The organism is uncultured Friedmanniella sp. (assembly GCF_964244005.1).
Taxonomy (GTDB): Bacteria; Actinomycetota; Actinomycetes; order Propionibacteriales; family Propionibacteriaceae; genus Microlunatus.
In genome coordinates, this window is the sequence record NZ_CAXTHG010000002.1 from 184,710 (window position 1) to 205,132 (window position 20,423).

The 20,423-nt window shown below is 70.4% G+C and carries 17 protein-coding genes and 1 pseudogene; 10 read left to right on the forward strand and 8 right to left on the reverse strand.

Features of this window, described 5'->3' with window-relative positions:
- Positions 1-47 precede the first annotated feature (47 nt).
- Positions 48-1,538, reverse strand: a complete 1,491-nt coding sequence (locus ACFE76_RS02225) for a lysine--tRNA ligase (protein WP_375430142.1) — start codon at positions 1,536-1,538, stop codon at positions 48-50.
- A gap of 128 nt (positions 1,539-1,666) precedes the next feature.
- On the opposite strand from ACFE76_RS02225, the gene ACFE76_RS02230 reads away from it, so the two are divergent.
- From ACFE76_RS02230 to ACFE76_RS02255, 6 genes and pseudogenes are all read left to right on the forward strand, one after another.
- Entirely contained in the window at positions 1,667-2,086 is a 420-nt protein-coding gene (locus tag ACFE76_RS02230; protein ID WP_375430096.1) for a hypothetical protein, read from the forward strand.
- A gap of 58 nt (positions 2,087-2,144) precedes the next feature.
- Positions 2,145-3,566 (forward strand): annotated as a pseudogene (locus ACFE76_RS02235) (circularly permuted type 2 ATP-grasp protein); the annotation flags it as partial.
- Positions 3,567-3,856: 290 nt separating this feature from the next.
- On the forward strand, positions 3,857-4,783 hold the full coding sequence (locus tag ACFE76_RS02240) for an alpha-E domain-containing protein (RefSeq protein WP_375430097.1): 927 nt from the start codon (positions 3,857-3,859) through the stop codon (positions 4,781-4,783).
- A 1-nt stretch (position 4,784) separates the two neighbouring features.
- Complete coding sequence (locus ACFE76_RS02245) at positions 4,785-5,636, forward strand: transglutaminase N-terminal domain-containing protein (protein ID WP_375430098.1); 852 nt, start codon at positions 4,785-4,787, stop codon at positions 5,634-5,636.
- A gap of 40 nt (positions 5,637-5,676) precedes the next feature.
- Positions 5,677-6,213, forward strand: coding sequence for a heavy metal-binding domain-containing protein (locus ACFE76_RS02250; protein WP_375430099.1), 537 nt, complete (start codon positions 5,677-5,679; stop codon positions 6,211-6,213).
- 43 nt (positions 6,214-6,256) lie between these two features.
- Positions 6,257-6,454 (forward strand): DUF5302 domain-containing protein, encoded by a 198-nt coding sequence (locus ACFE76_RS02255; RefSeq protein ID WP_375430100.1) that lies wholly within the window; start codon positions 6,257-6,259, stop codon positions 6,452-6,454.
- A gap of 162 nt (positions 6,455-6,616) precedes the next feature.
- Here the strand turns inward: ACFE76_RS02255 and ACFE76_RS02260 are convergent, their stop codons facing one another.
- From ACFE76_RS02260 to ACFE76_RS02280, 5 genes are all read right to left on the reverse strand, one after another.
- Entirely contained in the window at positions 6,617-9,646 is a 3,030-nt protein-coding gene (locus ACFE76_RS02260; protein WP_375430101.1) for an alpha-mannosidase, read from the reverse strand.
- A gap of 106 nt (positions 9,647-9,752) precedes the next feature.
- Positions 9,753-10,358, reverse strand: coding sequence for a carbohydrate ABC transporter permease (locus ACFE76_RS02265; RefSeq protein WP_375430102.1), 606 nt, complete (start codon positions 10,356-10,358; stop codon positions 9,753-9,755).
- Positions 10,343-10,642 (reverse strand): hypothetical protein, encoded by a 300-nt coding sequence (locus ACFE76_RS02270; RefSeq protein WP_375430103.1) that lies wholly within the window; start codon positions 10,640-10,642, stop codon positions 10,343-10,345. Before ACFE76_RS02270 ends, ACFE76_RS02265 begins: the two co-directional genes overlap by 16 nt.
- A complete protein-coding gene (locus tag ACFE76_RS02275) occupies positions 10,639-11,478 on the reverse strand; it encodes a carbohydrate ABC transporter permease (RefSeq protein WP_375430104.1) in 840 nt (279 codons plus the stop codon). Before ACFE76_RS02275 ends, ACFE76_RS02270 begins: the two co-directional genes overlap by 4 nt.
- A gap of 74 nt (positions 11,479-11,552) precedes the next feature.
- Positions 11,553-12,944, reverse strand: a complete 1,392-nt coding sequence (locus ACFE76_RS02280; RefSeq protein WP_375430105.1) for an extracellular solute-binding protein — start codon at positions 12,942-12,944, stop codon at positions 11,553-11,555.
- 250 nt (positions 12,945-13,194) lie between these two features.
- Here ACFE76_RS02280 and ACFE76_RS02285 point away from each other — a divergent pair, with 250 nt between their 5' ends.
- Positions 13,195-14,250, forward strand: a complete 1,056-nt coding sequence (locus ACFE76_RS02285) for a LacI family DNA-binding transcriptional regulator (protein ID WP_375430106.1) — start codon at positions 13,195-13,197, stop codon at positions 14,248-14,250.
- Between the two features lie 43 nt (positions 14,251-14,293).
- Here ACFE76_RS02285 and ACFE76_RS02290 read toward each other — a convergent pair whose 3' ends face one another.
- Complete coding sequence (locus ACFE76_RS02290) at positions 14,294-14,956, reverse strand: HAD family hydrolase (RefSeq protein ID WP_375430107.1); 663 nt, start codon at positions 14,954-14,956, stop codon at positions 14,294-14,296.
- Between the two features lie 112 nt (positions 14,957-15,068).
- Between ACFE76_RS02290 and ACFE76_RS02295 the strand changes: the two genes are divergently transcribed.
- From ACFE76_RS02295 to ACFE76_RS02305, 3 genes are read left to right on the forward strand one after another with little or no spacing between them, the layout of a single operon-like run.
- Entirely contained in the window at positions 15,069-15,680 is a 612-nt protein-coding gene (locus ACFE76_RS02295; protein ID WP_375430108.1) for a TetR/AcrR family transcriptional regulator, read from the forward strand.
- A complete protein-coding gene (locus tag ACFE76_RS02300; protein ID WP_375430109.1) occupies positions 15,674-17,410 on the forward strand; it encodes an ABC transporter ATP-binding protein in 1,737 nt (578 codons plus the stop codon). Before ACFE76_RS02295 ends, ACFE76_RS02300 begins: the two co-directional genes overlap by 7 nt.
- On the forward strand, positions 17,407-19,491 hold the full coding sequence (locus ACFE76_RS02305; protein WP_375430110.1) for an ABC transporter ATP-binding protein: 2,085 nt from the start codon (positions 17,407-17,409) through the stop codon (positions 19,489-19,491). Before ACFE76_RS02300 ends, ACFE76_RS02305 begins: the two co-directional genes overlap by 4 nt.
- Positions 19,492-19,548: 57 nt before the next feature.
- Here ACFE76_RS02305 and ACFE76_RS02310 read toward each other — a convergent pair whose 3' ends face one another.
- On the reverse strand, positions 19,549-20,421 hold the full coding sequence (locus ACFE76_RS02310) for a DUF559 domain-containing protein (protein ID WP_375430111.1): 873 nt from the start codon (positions 20,419-20,421) through the stop codon (positions 19,549-19,551).
- Between the last annotated feature and the right edge of the window lie 2 nt (positions 20,422-20,423).

Sequence of the window (20,423 nt, forward strand, 5' to 3'; positions counted from 1 at the left end):
TCGAGTAGACAACGACCGCGACTATGCGGCCGTTCTCTACGCGATCTTCAACCGGCGTCGGTCGGGCCGGGCTTGAGCAGCGGGAACAGGATGGTCTCCCGGATCCCGGCGCCGGTGAAGAGCATCACGAGCCGGTCGATGCCCAGGCCTACGCCGCCCATCGGCGGGGCGCCGAACTCGAGGGCGGCGAGGAAGTCCTCGTCCAGCTGCATCGCCTCGGCGTCGCCGTCGGCGGCGGCCAGCGACTGGGCGGTCAGCCGCTCCCGCTGGATCACCGGGTCGACCAGCTCGGAAAAGCCAGTGCCGCGTTCCACCCCGCCGATGACCAGGTCCCAGGCCTCGATCAGGTGCGGGTCGCTGCGGTGCGGACGGGCGAGCGGCTGGGCGCTCGGCGGGTAGTCGCAGACAAAGGTCGGCCGCTGCAAGGTCGGCTCCACCAGCTCGCCGAACAGCTCGATCACCAGCTTCTCCGCGTCCCAGCCCGGCTCGACCTCCACGCTGCGCTGGGTCGCGAAGGCCCTGAGCTCGTCCGCGCCGGTCGCCGGCGTCACCTCGACGCCGAGCACCGCCGACAGCCCCGGATAGACCCCGAGCCACGGCCACTCCCCGTCCAGGTCGATCACGCCGGCGGGCGTCGAGATCTGCCGCGAGCCGAGCAGGTCGGCGGCGTCGAGGATGATCCGCTGCAGCAGCGCCGCGACCGTCTGCTGGTCGCCCCAGGCCTCGTAGAACTCCAGCATCGTGAACTCCGCCGAGTGGGTCGAGTCGATGCCCTCGTTGCGGAAGATCCGGCCCATCTCGTACACCCGGTCGACGCCGCCCACGACCGCCCGCTTGAGGAACAGCTCCAGCGCGATCCGCAGCGTCATATCGGTGTCGAAGGCGTTCAGGTGGGTGCCGAACGGGCGGGCGTTGGCGCCGCCGTGCACCAGCTGCAGCACCGGGGTCTCGATCTCGAGGTAGCCCTCGCGGTGCAGCGTCTCGCGGATGCTGCGGGTGACCGCCGCGCGCGTCCGGACCATGTCCCGGGCGGCTTCGCGGACGGTCAGGTCGGCGTAGCGCTGCCGCACCCGGGTCTCGTCGGAGAGCTCCTTGTTCCGATCGTGCAGACCGCTCGGCATCGGCCGCAGCGCCTTCGCCGCCATCCCCCACTCGGTCGCGAGGACGGAGAGCTCGCCCCGGCGGGAGGAGATGACCCGGCCCCGGACCCAGACGAAGTCGCCCAGGTCGACGTCGGCCTTCCAGCCGCCCAGCGCCTCGGCGCCCACCTCGGCCAGCGACAGCATCACCTGCAGCCGGACGCCCGAGTCGGCTGGGGACAGCCCCTCCTGCAGGGTGGCGAAGCAGAGCTTGCCGGTGTTGCGGACGAAGACCACCCGGCCGGCGACGGCGACCACGTCGTCGGTCTCCTCGCCGGTCTCCAGGTGCGCCCAGCCGGCGCGGACCTCGCGCAGCGCGTGCGTCCGTGGCACCGACACCGGGTACGCCTCGCGGCCCTCGGCCAGCAGCCGCTCCCGCTTGTCCTTGCGGACGCGGATCTGCTCGGGCTCGTCGGGCTCACGGGCTGGGTCGGACCCAGCGGTCTGGTCAGGCACCGCGTCAGCCTATCCACGATCGCCGGGCCGAACGGCCGCGAGAGGCGCCCCCACCTGGGAGGATGCGTGGCGTGACCGCCTTCCCCCAGCAGCCGCCCGCCTACCCGTCGATCTCCGGAGGGGAACTCGTCATCGAGGCTCGTCGGCCCTTCGGCGGCGGCGGGCTGATGATGAGCCCGCAGATCACCATCGACGGCTACCCGGCGCCGGCGGTCTGGGGCCGCAACGCCTACCCCGCCCCGGCCGGCCGGCGGCACGTCCAGGTGGCGACCAACTACCTGTGGCGGTTCGGCGGTGCCGAGACCGACGTGGACGTCTTTCCCGGTCAGTCCAGCGTCGTCCACTACAGCGGCCCGTTGATCACCTTCATCGGGGGCCGGATCGGGCCCCAGGTGCAGCCGCGGGCCGGGATGGCGGCGTTCTGGGCCATCATGGGCCTGGTCCTGCTGCTCGTGGTGCTGGCGGTCGTCGGCGCCGTCCTCGACCGCTGACGTCCAGCCCGGGCAGCCATCGCGAGCGCGTAACACGGACTTGAGTAGGGTTCCGGACATGGCGGACGTGCTCTCCAACTACCGGGCTGGTGCGGCGTTCGACGAGATGATGGACAACGAGGGCAACGTCCGGCCCTCGTACAAGGCCATCCACGCCACCCTCGACCGCTCCAGCCCGGCCGAGCTGAAGCAGATCGCGGAGTCCCTGGCCAGCAACTACGTCCAGGCCGGCGTCACCTTCGACATCGGGGGCGTCGAGCGGCCGTTCCCCCTCGACCTCGTGCCCCGGGTGATCGCCTCGCCCGAGTGGGAGACGATCGAGGCCGGCGTCGCGCAGCGGGTCCGCGCGCTGGAGGCTTTCCTCGCCGACGTCTACTCCGACGCGCGGGTGATCGCGGACGGGGTGATCCCGAGCCAGCTGGTCACCTCCTCCAACCAGTACCACCGCGCGGTCTGGGGGGTGCAGCCCGGCAACGGGGTACGCATCCACGTGTCCGGCGTCGACCTGATCCGGACGCCGGCCGGTGACGTCCGGGTGCTGGAGGACAACGTCCGGGTGCCCAGCGGGGTCTCGTACGTGATGACCAACCGCAGCGCCATGATCACCGCGCTGCCCGACGCCTTCTCCAACCAGCGGATCCGTTCGGTCGCCGGCTATCCCCAGCGGCTGCTGCAGGCGCTGCGCAAGGCCGCGTCCGCCACCACCGACAACCCCAACGTCGTCGTCCTCACCCCCGGCGTCTACAACTCCGCCTACTTCGAGCACACCCTGTTGGCCCGGACGATGGGCGTCGAGCTGGTCGAGGGCCGCGACCTGGAGTGCCGACGCGGCAAGGTGTTCATGCGCACCACCGCCGGGCTGCAGCGGGTGGACGTGATCTACCGCCGGATCGACGACGACTTCATCGACCCGGTCCACTTCCGCAGCGACTCGATGCTCGGCGTCCCCGGCCTGGTGAACGCGGTCCGCACCGGCGGGGTGGTGCTGGCCAACGCGATCGGCAACGGGGTGGCCGACGACAAGCTGATCTACACCTACGTGCCCGACCTGATCCGCTACTACCTCGCCGAGGCGCCGGTCATCGCCAACGTCGACACCTGGCGGCTCGAGGAGGACGAGGCCCGCGAGGAGGTGCTGGACCGGCTGGACGAGCTCGTGGTCAAGCCGGTCGACGGCTCCGGCGGCAAGGGGATCGTGATCGGTCCACGCGCGACCAAGGCCGAGCTGGACGCGCTCCGGGCCCGGGTGATCGCCGACCCGCGCGGCTGGATCGCCCAGCCCGTCGTCCAGCTGTCGACCGTGCCGACCCTGATCGACGACCAGCTGAAGCCCCGGCACGTGGACCTGCGGCCGTTCGCCGTCAACAGCGGCGACGAGGTCTGGGTGCTGCCTGGCGGTCTGACCCGGGTCGCGCTGCCCGAGGGCGAGCTGGTGGTCAACTCCAGCCAAGGTGGCGGCAGCAAGGACACCTGGGTGCTGAGCGCACCGACCCACCGGCCGCCCCCCGACGACGACGGCCAAGACATCGACGACCTGGAGTCTGACCGGGTGGGACTGGACGGGAAGCCGGTCGAGGAGGAACGCGTGCGGCCGCCGACGCCGCACCGGAACGGCCGGATGCCGACGGCGCTGATGGGCCCCAAGCAGATGAAGCAGGGCGCGCCCAAGCAGGCGCAGGTGCAGCACCAAGAAGAGCAGCAACAGCAGTCGGGAGGTCCGCCGATGATTCGACAGGCTCCCGACCGGCTGAGCTCGGGGAGCGGGGAGTCGTGCTGAGCCGGATCGCAGAGTCGATGTTCTGGATCGGCCGCTACGTCGAACGGGCCGAGGACACCTCCCGGCTGCTGCAGACCCACCTGCGGCTGCTGGTCGAGGACACCTCGTCCGAGACCGAGTCCTGCCGCAACCTGCTGGCCCTGATGAGTGTCAGCCACGTCGAGCACCCCGGCCACGAGGACCTGCTACGCGTCCTCGGCTACGACGCCAAGGAGTCGACCTCGATCTTCGCCTGCTGGGCGGCCGCGCGGGACAACGCTCGCCGCGCCCGTGAGGTGATCCCGCTCGACCTGTGGGAGTGCATCAACACCACCTGGCACCAGCTGCCGTCCGGGCGGTTCCGGACGGCGCGCGCGCACACCTTCCTCGACTGGGCGCGGGAGCGCAGCGCCCTGTTCAACGGCATCGCCCGCGGCACGATGGTCCGCGACGACGGCTGGGAGTTCATGATGCTCGGCCGCTCGCTCGAGCAGGTCGACATGACCTCGCGCCTCGTCGCTTCGGCCTCGCTGCGGACCGGCAGCACGAACTGGCCGTCGGTGCTGCGCGGCTGCGGCGGCCACGACGCCTTCCTGCGGACGTACCGGGGCCTGCACACCGACCGCGAGGCCGCGCAGTTCCTGATCCTGGACTCCCGCTTCCCGCGCTCGGTGATGCACGGGCTCGCCGCCGCGTCGGACTGCCTGCGCCGGCTGACCACGACCAGCGGCCAGACGGCGCTGCAGTCGGAGTTCCCCGCCCGTGCGCTCGGTCAGCTGCGGGCCCGGCTCGAGTACGCCGACATCGGTGAGCTGCTGGAGGACCTGGACTCGGAGATGACCTGGGTGCAGGACGTCGCCGCGCAGGTGACGGCGGCGGTGGCGAACAACTACTTCGCCGCCGAGGACCCGACCGCCTGGATCACCGAGGGGACCCGCTGACGTGCGCCTGAGCATCGACCACCAGACCGGCTTCCGGTACAACTCCCCGGTCAAGTCCTCCTACAACGAGGCCCGGATGACGCCGGCGGCGACCGAGCACCAGACCATCTGGAGCAGCCGGGTGAGCATCGAGCCCGCCGCCTGGAGCTTCAGCTACACCGACTACTGGGGCACCCGGGTCACGACCTTCGAGCTGCACGAGCCGCACGAACGGCTGACCGTGCACGCCCAGGCCGTGGTCGACACGCGCGGCGACGAGCTCTCCTGGGACACCGACCGCCGGGTCGCGCCCAGCGACCTGGGCTGGCCCGCGCTGCACGACCGGGGCGTGATCGACAAGATGGCGGAGTTCCTGACCGTCAACCGGCGGACGGCACCGCCACCCGAGCTGGCCGCACTGGCCGCCGACGTCGCGTCCCAGCCGCCGCGGCTGGCCGGGCTCGACGTGTGCGCGATCGTCGGCCGTCAGCTGGACTACCAGCGCGGTTCAACCGAGGTGACCAGCGCCGCCGAGGACGTCTGGCGGCTCGGGCAGGGCGTCTGCCAGGACTTCAGCCACGTCGCTCTGGGTGCGCTGCGTTCGATCGGCCTGCCGGCGCGGTACGTGTCCGGTTACCTGCACCCCGGCCCCCGCGAACCCAACACGGCGGTGAACGGTGAGAGCCACTCCTGGATTGAGTGGTGGTGCGGCACTTGGGTCGCCTACGACCCCACCCTCGGCGCACGGCTCACCGACTCCTACGTCCGGGTCGGGCACGGTCGCGACTACGGCGACGTCGCGCCGTTGCGCGGTACCTACTCCGGCGGCTCGTCCTCGATGTTCGTCACGGTGGCGCTGACCGAGCTGGGCTGATCCCCCGCGCTCCCGCGGCGTCGGGATTATCGTGTGCCCCATGAGCAACTACGGGCCGCCGAACCCTTACCAGCAGCCGTACGCGCCGCAGGGCGGGCGACCGGGTCAGCAGCCCTACCAGGGCCAGCAGCCCTACCGCCAGCCTCCACAGGGCTACGGCCAGACCGCACCCGGCCAGCCGTACGGGCAGCAGGGCCAGTGGACCCCGCAGCCGCCGCTGGCGCGCAAGCCCGCGCTGGTGCAGCACGCGCTGCCGGTGGTCACCCTGGACCAGCTGGTCGGCCACGAGATCACCGAGGTGCTCGGCGACGTGGTCGGCGTGGTCGTCCGCACCCGCGAGCTGCGGCCGGACCTGCGCCAGGGCAACCCGATGGACGGCTACGTCACGATGCTGACCGAGTCCCGGCAGGACGCGGTGACCCGGCTGGTCGAGATGGCCGTCGCCGCCGGCGCGCACGCGGTGGTCGGCCTGCGCTACGACTGCAGCGAGATCACCCAGTCGCTCAGCGAGGTCGCCGCGTACGGCACCGCGGTCAAGCTGGCCGGCGCCGGCGAGCCCTCGAACCCGTCGGCCTGATACCCGCTTGGCCCGGGCGGTCCGGGGGGACACAATGGCCCTCATGAGCGCCGACCAGCCGGAGACGACCCCCGAGCCCCAGCCCCAGAGCTCGGCGGAGGAGACCAAGCGCAAGTTCCGCGAGGCCCTCGCCGCCAAGAAGGGCCGTCAGGGCGAGGACCACGTCGACGGCGGCCAGTCCCAGGGCCACGCCCACGGTCGGATCGAGACCAAGCGCACCTTCCGTCGCAAGACGGGCTGAGCGGGCTGGCTCAGCGCCACCCCTTCGGGGCCCTCGACAAGCTCGGGACGCGCTGCCCTGAGCCAGGCTCAGCGCAACCCAGTACGCGCCCTGAGCTTGTCGAAGGCCTCGAAGAGGTTGCGCCTCCTGGCCCCTCGAAGAGGTTGCGCCTCCTGCCCTTGGCTACCCCCGGGCGATCCGGACCGTCAGGATCTCGAACGGGCGCAGCGCCAGGCTGGCGCCGGTGTCGGTGGCCCGGCAGCGGGGGTGGCCGATCGGGCGTTCGAGCAGGTCGGTGAACTCCACCGAGCTGACGTCGAAGCCCGCCACCAGCTCACCCGCCGCCCGGCCGCCGCGGGACTCGTACAGCCGGACGACCACGTCCCCGCTGGCGTCCTCGGCCAGCTTCACCGCCTCGACCACGATGGCCGGGTGGGAGACCGTGAGCAGCGGGGCCACGTCGGCGGCGCCGTTGACCACCCGTTCGGGCAGGTTCGTCCGGTAGCCCTCCTCCACCGCGTCGGCGATGGCGGCGGCGGGCCGGATGGTGATCCGGCTGAGGTGGCGGCCTTGGTCGGCTTCCGGGTCGGGGAACTCCGGCCCGCGGACCAGCGACAGCCGCACGGTCGTGGTGCTGCCGCCGTCCGGCCGGGCGGTCCGGTTCACGTCGTGGCCGTACACGCAGTCGTTGCTGACCACGACCCCGTAGCCCGGCTCTTCGACGTGCAGCCAGCGCTGCGCGCAGGTCTCGTACCGCGCGTACTCCCACGAGGTGTTGGCGTGCGTCGGCCGCTGCACGTGCCCAAACTGAGTCTCCGCGCTCGCCGCGGCGGCGTGCACGTCGAGCGGGAAGCCGAGCTTGAGCAGCTTGTGCTTCTCGTGCCAGTCGAGCTCGGTGACCACCTCGACCGACGGCGCACCGGCGGCGAGCACGATCCGCTGCGACACCGTCGAGGAGCCGAAGCTGCGCCGGACCACCACGGCGACCGCCTCCGGCGTCTCCTCGGTCTCGATCGCGTCCACCCCGTCGATCTCGGTCAGGCTGCGCCGGTAGTGGACGTCGACGTCCCAGGCGTCCCAGTTGTTCGGCAGGTCGCGGTGCAGCTGCAGCCGTAGCGCGCTCTCGTCCGGGGCGATCGCCTCCCGACCACTGGCCGCGTCCACCAGGGAGCTGATCTGGCCACGCTCGTCGACCACCACCCGGACGATCCCGTTGTCGAGCACGACGCGGCCGCCGTCCTGGGTCAGGGTCACCGGCGGCGCCGCCACGGTCTGACCCGCCCCCAGGGCCGGTACCCCCCGCCGGCCGTGCGGCGCCGCGTTGAAGACCAGCGGACGCTCGCCGACCCCGGCCAGCGCGCCGGTCGCGGTCGCGATCACGGCCTCGGCCCGGCGCTCGATCGCCGCGTAGTTGCGCTCAGCGTCGTGGGCCACCCAGGCGATGCCGCTGCCGGGCAGGATGTCGTGGAACTGCTGCAGCAGCACCAGGTGCCACAGCTCCTCCAGCTCGGCGTACGGGTACTCCGCCCCCAGCCGGACAGCGGCAGTGGTCGCCCACAGCTCGGCCTCGCGCAGCAGGTGCTCGCTGCGCCGGTTGCCGCGCTTGGTCCGCGCCTGGGTGGTGTAAGTGCCGCTGTGCAGCTCGAGGTACATCTCCCCGGTCCACACCGGCGGGTGCTCGTACTCGGCCGCGGCCGCGTCGAAGAAGGCGCGCGGGCTGCCCATGGTCACCGTCGGCGACCCCTCGAGCGAGGCCAGCCGGTGGGCCGTGGCGACCATCTCGCGGGTCGGTCCGCCGCCGCCGTCGCCGTACCCGTACGGCACCAGCGACATCGTGGCCACGCCCTTCTCGCGGTACTGCCGCTCGGCTCGGGCGAGGTCGCTGGCGGAGAGGTCGGAGTTGTAGGTGTCCACCGGGGGGAAGTGGGTCAGCACCCGGGAGCCGTCGATGCCCTCCCACCAGAAGGTGTGGTGCGGCATCTTGTTGGTCTGGTTCCACGACATCTTCTGGGTCAGGAAGTACTTCGACCCGGACGCCCGGACGATGCCCGGCATGGCGGCGGAGTAGCCGAAGGAGTCCGGCAGCCACGCCTCCTCGGTCTCGACGCCGAAGTTCTCCAGGAAGAAGCGCTTGCCAGCGACGAACTGCCGGGCCATCGCCTCACCGCCCGGCATGTTGGTGTCCGCCTCCACCCACATCCCGCCCACCGGGACGAACTGGCCGCGCTGGACGCAGTCACGGATCCGCTCGAACAGCTCCGGGTAGAACTCCTTCATCCAGGCGTACTGCTGGGCTGAGGAGCAGGCGAAGACGAAGTCCGGGTCGGCGTCGGCAAGCGCGACCACGTTCGAGAACGTCCGCGCGCACTTCCGGATCGTCTCGCGCACCGGCCACAGCCAGGCCGAGTCGATGTGCGCGTGGCCGACGGCGGTCAGCCGGTGGGCGCTGGCGTACGCCGGTCGGCTCAGCACCTCGCCCAGCTCGGCGCGGGCGGCGGCCGCGGTCCCGGCGATGTCGTCGGGGTCCAAGGTGTCGAGCATCCGCTGCAGCGCCTGCAGGATCTCCGCCCGCCTGGGCAGCGTCTCCGGCAGCTCACGCATCAGCCCGTTGAGGCTCCACACCTCACCCAGCAGCTCCCAGACCTCGCGGTCGAGCAGCCCGAGCCGACACTGCCGCAGCTCGTACAGCTCCTCCTCCCCGGCCGTGGCCGGGTCGCCGTAGGGAGTCGGTTGCTGCAGGTCGAGGCCGTCGAGGTGCCGGGTGTGGGCGACGTTCGGGTTCGCCGCCGCCTCGAGGTAGAGGTCGACCGGCGTGCTCGCGTCCAGCGGCACGAAGTGGTTGAGCGGCGAGATCGCCTTGATCGTGGTGCCCTGAGGGGTCCAGGCCAGGCCCTCGGCCTGGAAGCCGGCCTGGTGGCCCTCGAAGCCGAGGTCGACGACCAGCTCGACGCTGGTCCCGGCCACGTCTCCCCACTCCGGCGGCACCGAGCCGGTGACGTGGATCCAGGTCGTGCTCCACGGCCGGCCCCAGGCCATCCCTTCCTGGACGGGCACGTAGTCCTGGCCGAACGCTTCCGCCGCGGGCACCGGTTCGCCCGGGGCCTGCCACCAGCTCAGGTCCAGCGGCGCGGTGGCCCGGTACAGCGCCGGCTCGAGGTACTCGGCGACGAACCGGGTCAGCCGGTTCTCGAGCAGGGTCTTCTGGTCGTGCATGGCGGAGCTCCTGAGGATGGGGACTTGTTCCCTGAGCCTGTCGAAGGGCCTTCGACAGGCTCAGGCAACGGGAACGGGGTGGTTCGGGGAAGGGAGAGAGGGTGGATCAGCCCTTGACGCCGCCACCGAAGGCGAAGGCCCCGCCGAGGCGCCGGCTGAGCACCAGGTAGAGCAGGACCGAGGGTAGGGAGTAGAGCAGGGCGTACGCGGCCAGCTGACCGTAGACGATCTGCCCGTACTGGCCGAAGAAGGTGTAGATGGTGACCGACATCGGCTGCTTCTCGGGGCTGAGCAGCAGGATGAAGGGGACGAAGAAGTTGCCCCACAGGCCGATGAAGGTGTAGATCGCCACCACCGAGAGCCCGGGCGCCATCAGCGGCATGATGATCCGGCGCAGCCCCTGCAGCGGGGTGGCCCCGTCGGTCCAGGCCGCCTCCTCCAGCTCGATCGGCACCCCGTCCATGAAGTTCTTGGTCAGCCAGATCGAGATCGGCAGCGCCGTCGTGGCCATGAAGACCATGGTCGCGACCATCGAGTCGTCCAACGCCAGCTGCACGAAGAGCCCGTAGACCGGGACCATGATCGCGGTGATCGGCAGGCCGGTGGCGAAGAGGATCGTCAGCAGGAACGGCCGCTTCAACCGGGATCGGTAGCGCGACAGCGGGTACGCCGCCAAGGTGGCGCAGACCATCGTGATCACGGTGCCGCCCATGCAGAGATCGCCCCGTTGAGCAGCGGTCGGTAGGTGGTCTCCTCGTTCATCACCGCGCGGAAGTTGTCCAGGGTGAACGGCTTCGGCCAGGTGATGCTGACGCCTTGGGAGGGATTGCCGTTGAAGGCGGCGAAGAGCACCCACAGCAAGGGCACGATGAACGCCGCGGCGATGATCAACAAGCCGAGGCTGCCGATCATCCGGCCCGAGAGCCGCCGTCGGCGGTGCGCGGGCGGCGTGGCCACCACAGCTGAGGTGGCCTGTTCGGCGAGGGCGGCGGTCACAGCGTCTCCGACCGGTTGAGGGTGCGTAGGTAGATCAGGGAGAAGATGGCGCCGATCACCAGCAGCAGCAGGGCGATCGCCGTGCCGTAGCCGAGGTCGGAAGCGATGAACGCCTGGTTGTAGGCGAACAGAGGCAGCGTCATGCTCTTGTCGCTCGGGCCGCCCTTGGTCATGGTGTAGATCAGCCCGAACACCGACAGCGTCTGCAGCGTGATCAACATCAGGTTGGTGCCGATGCTGCGGCGCACCATCGGGATGGTGATCGCGGTCAGCATCCGGAACGGGCCGGCGCCGTCGACCAACGCGGACTCCTCGATGTCGCGCGGCACCTCCGACAGGGCGGCGGAGTAGACCAGCATCGAGAACGCCGTCCCGCGCCAGATGTTCGCGATCGAGACCGCGAGGATCGGGTTGTCGTAGAGCCACTCCTGGGTGGGCAGGTGCAGGAAGCCCACGATGGAGTTCCACGAGCCGCCGTCGCCGAGCACGGCCTGCCACAGGTACGCCACCACCACCTCGGGCAGCACCCAGGCCCCGATCACCACCGCCGAGCAGAAGGCGCGGACCACCAGAAAGCTGGAGCGGTTGAGCAGGGCCAAGATCATCCCGAGGATGTTCTGACCGACGATCGCGGAGAGGAACGTGAAGACCAACGTCAGGCCCAGCGAGGACCGGAACGCCGGATCGCTGAGGGCTCGGGTGAAGTTGGCGACGCCGACGAACTGCGTCCCCACCTGACCGGTCAGGGCCATGTTGGTGAAGGACGCGTAGACGCAGTAGGCGATCGGGCCGGCCAGGAAGACCACCAGCAGCAGGACAGCGGGCCCCAGCGGCACCCCCCGTACGAGGGTGCGGCCCGGGTGCCGGCTTGGGGGCGGTGCAGTCGGCAGCCGCGCAGCCGCCGACACACTCACTTCGTCAGGACCTTGTCCGCACCGACGATCTTGGTGACCCCGTCGGTGTAGAACTGCGCTGCGGCGGCGGGATCGGCGCTGCCGGTGATCACCTTTTCCCCGGCCTGCTGGATCAGCAGGCTGATCTTGGCGTACTCGGCGTAGGCCGGGCGGTAGATCGTGCTCTCCACCAGCTCGGAGAAGAAGGCGTTGGTCGGGTTGGCCTTGGTGTAGGTCGGGTCCTTGGCCACATCGGTGCGGACCGGGATCTGGACGTTCTTGATCGCCCAGTCCAGCTCACCCTGCTTGGCGGTGAGCAGCTTGATCAGCTCCCAGGCGGTGGCCGGGTTCTGGGCGTTCTTGGGGATGGCCCAGGTCCAGCCGCCGGACAGCGTCACCTTGCCGCTGCCCTGACCGTTCTGGGTCGGCATCGCGACATTGCCCATCACGGTGTTCCACTCGGGCCAGGGGGCCGCCCCGGTGGAGGCCCAGTTGCCCGACAGCCAGCTGCCGTCGACCGCGATCGCCAGTCCGCCCTTGGGCAGCAGGTCCTGGCCGACGGTGTTGGCCCAGGTGGGGTTGAGCGCCTGCTGCGGGGTGGGCGCGAGGCCGGAGGAGTAGATCTTCTGCAGGAAGGTCAGTGAGTCGACGAAGTTCTGCGACCCCACCACCCACTTCTGGCTGGCCTTGTCGAAGAGCGTGCCGCCGTCGGTGCCGTAGAGCAGCATCTCGAAGCCCTGCATCGTGGCGCCCTCACCGGTGCCCGTGCCCGCGTAGACGTTCAGCGGGATGACGCCGGGCACCTTGTCCTTGACCGCCTGCGCGGCGTCGAGGATGTCCTGCCACGTCTTGGGAGCCCAGTCCTCGGACAGGCCCGCCTTGGTCAGGATGGTCTTGTTGAACCAGATCGCGCGGACGTCGGTGCCGTCGGGGATGCCGTAGGTCTTGCCGTCCAGGCCCTGGGCGGCGGTCTTGGCCGTGTCCTTGAACTGGCTCCAGTCCGCCCAGCTGCTGATGTGGTCGTCCAGCGGGCTGAGGTAGCCGGCCGCGATGTCGGAGTTGATCAGGAACGTGTCCTCGTACGCCAGGTCCGGCGCGGTGCGCGGGGAGCGCATGGCGAGCTGGAGCTTGGTGTAGTAGTCGTTCTCCGAGGCGGTGATCGGCTGCAGCTTGACGGTGGCTCCAGGGTTGGCCGCACTGAACTGCTTGGCGATGTCGCCGAGGAAGTTGGCCTGGATCTTGGAGTTGCCGAACTGCTGGTAGGTCACCTTGACCTCACCGGTGATCGCGGCCGCCGAACCGCTGGCGGGGCTGCTCGGCGTCGCGCCGCTGCCGCCCTTGCCGCACGCAGCCAGGCCGGCCGTGGCGCCGAGCCCGGCGGTGGCCAGCAGGAACTCTCTTCTACGCATGATTCTCCCTTGAATGATGACGGCCGAGGACGTGACGCCGAGGACCCGGTACAGGGCCGGCAGGAGGTGACGACGGGAGGGGACTTCCGGTGAGCCGAAGCTGCCGGACGGGACAGGCGAGGTCAGGGCCTCGTCGCCCTTACTCGCTCCCCTCGGAAGACGCAACCGCTTGCGCAACCGCTTTCTCGTGAACGTAACAGGCCGTTACACTCTCCGCAAGCGTTTGCGCCGAAGCGAAGAGGTGACAACCATGGCGACGATGGCCGACGTCGCCGCTCTGGCCGGGGTGTCCACGTCGACCGTCTCCCACGTGCTCAACCGCACCCGGGCGGTGGACCCGCGGACGCGGGCCCGGGTCGAGGACGCCGTCCGGCTGACGGGTTACCAGCCCAACCACGTGGCTCGGTCGCTCGCCACCTCGAGCAGCCGCACCATCGGGCTGGCCATGTCGATGCTGGGCCGCGACAGCTACTTCGCCGAGTTCGCGCACGCGGTCGAGACCAGCGCCCGGCGGGCGGGCTACACCCTGACCTACGCCGACACCCACGACGAGGCCGACACCGAGAAGCTCGTGCTGACCCAGTTCCTGTCCCAGCGGATCGACGGCATGATCTGGGCCTCGAGCGGGTCACCCGCGGCCGCGGTCGGTCCTGCGGTGACCACGGTGCTGGTCGACCGGTTGCGCGACGAGCCGCACGACCAGGTCGGGCCGGAGAACGTCGAGGCCACGGCCACCCTGACCGCCCACCTCGCCGGTCACGGCCACCGGCGAGTGGCCCTGGTGGCCGGCATGGCGGGCTGGAACACGACCGCGGAGCGGATCGCCGGGTTCCGGCGGACGGTGGCCGAGCACGACCTCGACCCCGATCCGGCCCTGATCGTGCACGGCGACTCCCAGGCCGAGCCCGCGCGCCAGGCCGTGCACGCCCTGTTCGCCCTCGACAACCCGCCGACCGCACTGGTCAGTGCGAACAACGCGATGACCTTCGGTGTGCTGCGCGCGCTGCGGGAGCTCGGCCTCTCCGCACCGCACGACGTCGCCCTGGTCTGCTACGACGACTTCGACTGGGCCGACCTGGTCACGCCGGGACCGACCGCGATGCGCCAGCAGATCGACGCCATGGGCCGGCGCGCGGTCACGATGCTGGTGGACCGCCTGAAGCACCCCGAACGGCCCTACCTCACCGAGCGGCTGCCCCCGGTGTTCCGGATCCGCGAGTCCTGCGGCTGCCCGCCGGCCGAGGTCCCGCATCCGCAGCAGATCTCGGTGGGACGACCCGCTCGGGGCCGCCGGCCCGTTCGCTGAGCCTGTCCAACGCGCTCACCCGCTCTGCGCCCCGCTCGTCAGGTCAGGCGCGCAGCCGGACCCGGATCCCGTCCTCGACGGGCACGAAGGCGACCTCGGAGAGGTCACCGACCACCGCGTCGGCGTCCAGGTCCGTACGCGCGGTCGTGGTGACGACGGCGAGGGTGAAGCAGCCGGCCGCGTGCGCGGCCTCGAGCCCCTTCGGAGCGTCCTCGACGACGAGACAGCGCTGCGGGTCGACGCCGAGGCGACGGGCGGCCTCGAGGAACGGGTCGGGCGCCGGCTTGCCGCGGGCCACGTCGTCCACCGTGATCAGCACCGACGGCGGCACCAGCCCGGCGGCCGCGATCCGGGCCTGAGCCAGCGGTCCGTTGCACGAGGTGGCGATGGCGCTCCGGGCGTCCCGCAGGTCGGCCAGCGCGTCGACCGCGCCCGGCAGCACCACGATGTCGTGCACGTCGTCGAGCTCGAGTGAGTTGATCCGGGCGGTCGCCGTGACGTGCTGGTCCGGGGGAAGCAACGCCCGCACCACCTCCGCCGACGGCCTCCCGTGGTGGCGGCCCAGCTGGTCGCGGCTCAGCCCGAACTCCTCCATCCACGTCGTCCACGCGCGGAGGACCGCTGGCGTCGAGTCGATCAGCGTCCCGTCCATGTCGAAGAGGACAGCCTCGAAGACCTCGTCGGTCAGCCGACCCAACCCCACCACAGTGCTCCCGTCGTCGTACGTGCGGCGTCATTCTCACCGAGTCACCGGCCGTGACCCAATCCAGGCGCCAGATCCCTTGTTGAGTGAGTACTCACTCACTATGCTGCCGTACGTGCCCCGCGCTACTCCACTCCCCGCCGACGAGCGCCGCGCTGCCCTGCTGGCGGCCACCGAGCCGCTGCTCGAGCGGCACGGCCGCGACGTCTCCACCCGACAGATCGCCGAGGCCGCCGGCGTGGCCGAGGGAACGATCTTCCGGGTCTTCGCCAGCAAGGACGCGCTGATCGACGCCTGCCTGGAGGAGTCCTTCGACGTCCGCGACACCTGCGACCAGCTGGCGGCGATCGAGCCCTGGCGCGACGTGAGCTCGACCGTGCTCGCCGCGGTCACCGTCCTGCAGCGACGGATGCGCCGGGTCATCGCCCTCTTCCACGCGCGCCGGCTCACCCCGCCCTCGGCGGAGCAGATCGACGACTTCCGGGCGCGCCAGTCCGAGCAGACCCAACACCTGACCCTCGCCCTGGTCGCGGTCCTGACGCCGTACCGCGACCAGCTGCGCCAGTCCCCCGCCGAGGCGGCGGCGGCCCTGCGGACCATCACCTTCGCCCTCAGCCATCCGATGCTGAGCGAGGGCGACATCAGCACCCCCGAGCAGATCGCCGACCTCGTCCTGCACGGCGTCCACCGCCGCGTCCCCACCACACCTCCGGAGCTGCTGTGCTGATCTCCCTGCTGCGCCGGTTTCTGGCGCCCTACCGTCGGCTGCTGGTCGCGGTGTTCGCGCTGCAGCTGGTCGGCACGATGGCTGCGCTCTACCTGCCCAGCCTGAACGCCTCGATCATCGACCGCGGCGTCGCCACCGGGGACACCGGCTTCATCTGGCGGACCGGCGGGGTGATGCTCGCGGTCAGCGGAGTCCAGATCGTCTGCGCGATCGCCGCGACCTACCTGGGCGCGCGGACGGCGATGAGCTTTGGCCGGGACGTCCGCGGAGCGATCTTCGACCGGGTACTGGCCTTCTCCTCACGCGAGCTCAACGCCTTCGGGGCGCCCTCGCTGATCACCCGCAACACCAACGACGTGCAGCAGGTGCAGATGCTCGTGCTGCTGTCGGCCACGATGTTCGTGGCCGCCCCGATCACGATGATCGGCGGGATCGTGATGGCGATGCGGCAGGACGTCGGGCTGTCCTGGCTGGTCGGGGTGGCCGTCCCGCTGCTGGTCGGCTCGATCTATGCGGTCATCCGGAAGATGGGGCCGCTGTTCCGGGTGATGCAGACCCGGATCGACACCCTCAACCGGGTGCTGCGCGAGCAGATCACCGGCATCCGGGTGGTGCGCGCCTTCGTCCGCGAGCCGTACGAGACGGCCCGGTTTGCCGGTGCCAACCGTGACCTGACCCAGACCGCCACCTCGGTCGGCCGGCTGCAGGCCACCATCTTTCCGATCGTGATGTTCATCCTGAACGTCTCGAGCGTCGCCGTGCTGTGGTTCGGGGCCCGGCGGATCGAGTCGGGCGAGATGCAGATCGGCTCGCTGACGGCCTTCCTCACCTACCTGGTGCAGATCCTGATGTCGGTGATGATGGCCACCTTCTTGCTGATGATCGCGCCGCGGGCCATGGTCTGCGCCGAGCGGATCAGCGAGGTTCTCGACACCGACTCCTCCGTCGTGCTGCCCGAGCGCCCGATCACCGCGCTGAGCACCCGTGCCACCGTGCAGTTCACCGGAGCGGAGTTCACCTACCCCGGCGCCGAGTCCCCGGTGCTGCGCGGGATCAACCTCGTGGCCCGGCCGGGAGAGACGACCGCGATCATCGGCTCGACCGGGGCCGGCAAGTCGACGCTGGTCTCGCTGATCCCCCGGCTGATCGACGTGACGGCCGGGTCGGTGGCGGTGGACGGGGCCGAGGTACGCGAGCTCGACCCCGACCTGCTGTGGAGCCGGATCGGCCTGGTGCCGCAGAAGCCGTTCCTGTTCTCGGGCACCGTCGCCAGTAACCTGCGCTACGGCAAGCCGGACGCGACCGACGACGAGCTCTGGCACGCGCTGCGGGTGGCCCAGGCCGAGGACTTCGTCCGCGAGATGCCCGGCCAGCTCGGGGCCGAGATCAGCCAGGGCGGGACGAACGTCTCCGGCGGCCAGCGGCAGCGGCTCTCGATCGCGCGGGCACTGGTGAAACGCCCCGAGATCTACGTCTTCGACGACTCGTTCTCGGCCCTCGACGTGACGACGGACGCCCGGCTGCGGGCGGCGCTGAAACGCGAGACCGTCGGTGCGGCGGTGATCATCGTCGGCCAGCGGGTCGCCACGATCGCCGACGCCGACCAGATCATCGTCCTCGAGCACGGCGAGGTCGTGGGCACGGGCACCCACGAGGAGCTGCTCGTGGACTGCCCCACCTACGCCGAGATCGTCTACTCCCAGCTGAGCGCAGCGGAGGTCGCCGCATGAGCACGTCCACTCCCGTGACCCGCGACAACACCGTCACCAAGGCGCCCGAGCGCCCGAAGTACGCCCCGACCCGGCGTAGCGGCGGTCCGTTCGGCGGACCGGCCCCGGTGGAGAAGTCAGCCAACTTCTGGCCCTCGCTCCGCCGGCTGCTCGGCCACCTGGCGCCCGAACGGACGATCCTGCTCGTCGTCATCGGCCTGGCCGTGGTGGGCATCGTGATGAGCGTCTACGGGCCCCGCATCCTCGGCTTCGCCACCGACGTGATCTTCACCGGGCTGGTCGGCAAGAACCTCACCCCCGGGGCGACCAAGGAACAGGCCGTCGAGGCGCTGCGCGCCCAGGGCAGCTCCACGTACGCCGACCTGGTGCAGCGGCTCGACGTCGTCCCCGGCCAGGGCATCAACTTCACCCTCCTCGGCCGCTGGCTGCTGCTGGCCCTCGGGCTGTACCTGGTGTCCTCAGCCTTCCTGTGGCTGCAGGGGTACCTGCTGAACGGGGCCGTCCAGCGGTCGATCTACACCCTGCGCAACGAGGTGGAGACCAAGATCAACCGGCTGCCGCTCGGCTACTTCGACCGGCAGACGCGCGGTGAGCTGCTGAGCCGGGTGACCAACGACATCGACAACGTCGCCCAGTCGCTGCAGCAGACGCTGAGCCAGCTGCTCACCTCGCTGCTGACCGTGATCGGGGTGGCGGTGATGATGTTCGTCGTCTCGCCGATGCTGGCCCTGGTCGCGTTGATCACCATCCCGGTGTCGGTGCTGATCACGTCGATGATCGGCAAGCGGTCACAGAAGCTGTTCACCGAGCAGTGGAAGTCGACCGGTGAGCTGAACTCCGACATCGAGGAGGCCTTCACCGGGCACGCGCTGGTCAAGGTCTTCGGCCGCCAGCACGAGGTGGCGGCGGTCTTCGCCGAGCGCAACTCGCGGCTGTTCGGGGCCAGCTTCGGCGCCCAGTTCGTCTCGGGCCTGATCATGCCGTCGATGATGTTCGTCGGAAACCTGAACTACGTGGTGATCGCCGTGCTCGGTGGGCTACGGGTGGCCAGCGGCACCCTGAACCTCGGCGACGTCCAGGCCTTCATCCAGTACAGCCGTCAGTTCACCCAGCCGCTGACCCAGGTCGCCTCGATGGCCAACCTGCTGCAGTCGGGGATCGCGTCGGCCGAGCGGGTCTTCGAGGTGCTGGACGCGACGGAGCAGTCGGCCGAGCCGGCCGTCTCGGTCGGCAGCGCCGGACCAACCCGCGGCCGGGTGGAGTTCGAGCACATCGCCTTCTCCTACGAGGCTCCCCCCTCCAAGGGGTGCGACCCCCTTGAACCCCCGCACCAGCCGCAACGCCCCCTGATCACTGACCTTTCCCTGGTCGCCGAACCCGGCAGCACGGTGGCCATCGTCGGCCCGACCGGCGCGGGCAAGACCACGCTGGTGAACCTGATCATGCGCTTCTACGAGCTGCAGGGCGGCCGGATCACCCTCGACGGCGTGGACACCGCGACCTTGCCGCGGGCGGAGCTGCGGTCCAAGATCGGGATGGTGCTGCAGGACACCTGGCTGTTCCACGGCACGATCCGGGACAACATCGCCTACGGCCGGCCGGACGCGACCGAGGCCGAGATCCTGGCCGCGGCCGAGGCGACGTACGTGGACCGGTTCGTGCACGCGCTGCCTGAGGGCTACGAGACCGTCATCGACGAGGAGGGCAGCAACGTCAGCGCCGGGGAGAAGCAGCTGATCACCATCGCCCGCGCCTTCCTCGCCAACCCGGCGCTGCTGATCCTGGACGAGGCGACCAGCTCGGTCGACACCCGGACCGAGGTGCTCGTGCAACAGGCGATGGCCGCACTACGGACCGACCGGACGAGCTTCGTGATCGCCCACCGGCTCTCCACCATCCGCGACGCCGACCTGATCCTGGTGATGCAGGACGGCCAGATCGTCGAGCAGGGCAACCACGCGGCCCTGCTCGAGGCCCGTGGCGCCTACTTCGACCTCTACAACTCCCAGTTCACCGCTCCGACCGACGAGGGCGACGAACAGTCCCCTCAAGACTTGCTCCTACCGGCAGGGCGGCATTGAGGTTTGAGGCGTGACGAGCAGCCCGGCGAGCCAGGTCGGAGCAACTTTTGAGGGGAGTCACCGAGTAGTCGCCAGAAGGATCCCGGCCAGCACGGTCGCGACAAAGCCGTCGGGGTCCTCCTCGAGCATCCGCCAGGTGAAGCGCAGGACTATCCAGCCCTCGAGCACCAGGTGGTTCTGCCGCAGCCGGTCGTTCTCGAAGATGTCCGGGTCGTCCTCGTGCAGCCGGCCGTCGATCTCCAGGACGAGCCGGATGCCCGGGAACGCGACGTCGAGGTAGTAGAGGAGACCGTCGAGGACCACCGGGTGGTTGGACTTCCAACCCTTGATCTGCGCCGCCCTCAGCAGCCGGTGGGCCAGCCGCTCAGCTTCTGACCACGGCTCGTCACGGGAGTCGATGAGCAGCTCGCGACGGCTGGTGTTGCCCTTGCGCTGGGCCGTCAGACGCAGCGCCTCCCAGAGCCCGTCCAGGGTTGCGGTGCGCGTCCGTAGTGCCTGGTCGATGCCGTTACCACCGACAGAGTCCGCGAGGTCCAGCGCGGTCAGAGCCGGGACCGTGAAGCGCAGCCCCGCTCGTTCGGCGACCAGCTCGGGCGGGACCTTCCTGTGGTGGAACTCGAACCCAGGGTGAGGCAGGTGCCGGCGGATGGCGCACTCCACGACATCGCCGGCGAGGTCGGGCCAGAACGACACCTGGGCGGCGGTGACCCCGGTCAGGACCGCGTCGGGCTCGGACAGCATCAGCGCCTGGATACGCACCCGCAGGTCACCTGCGCTCTCGGGCGGGGCGTAGACGCCGGGCAGCACCGACCGAAGCTGGCCTTGGCGCCGCGCCCACGCCAGTGCCCCCGCCAGCTCCGGGTGCCGCCGGCGCACGATCACGCCGTCCGCGGTCACGATCTGGTTGATGTCGTCCTGGTTAGCTCTCATAC

Coding starts and splice junctions, on each gene's coding strand:
- ACFE76_RS02250 (WP_375430099.1), top strand. CDS start 5,677: ATGAGCAACTACGGGCCGCCGAACCCTTACCAGCAGCCGTACGCGCCG.
- ACFE76_RS02255 (WP_375430100.1), top strand. CDS start 6,257: ATGAGCGCCGACCAGCCGGAGACGACCCCCGAGCCCCAGCCCCAGAGC.
- ACFE76_RS02260 (WP_375430101.1), bottom strand. CDS start 9,646: ATGCACGACCAGAAGACCCTGCTCGAGAACCGGCTGACCCGGTTCGTC.
- ACFE76_RS02265 (WP_375430102.1), bottom strand. CDS start 10,358: ATGGGCGGCACCGTGATCACGATGGTCTGCGCCACCTTGGCGGCGTAC.
- ACFE76_RS02280 (WP_375430105.1), bottom strand. CDS start 12,944: ATGCGTAGAAGAGAGTTCCTGCTGGCCACCGCCGGGCTCGGCGCCACG.
- ACFE76_RS02285 (WP_375430106.1), top strand. CDS start 13,195: ATGGCGACGATGGCCGACGTCGCCGCTCTGGCCGGGGTGTCCACGTCG.
- ACFE76_RS02305 (WP_375430110.1), top strand. CDS start 17,407: ATGAGCACGTCCACTCCCGTGACCCGCGACAACACCGTCACCAAGGCG.
- ACFE76_RS02310 (WP_375430111.1), bottom strand. CDS start 20,421: ATGAGAGCTAACCAGGACGACATCAACCAGATCGTGACCGCGGACGGC.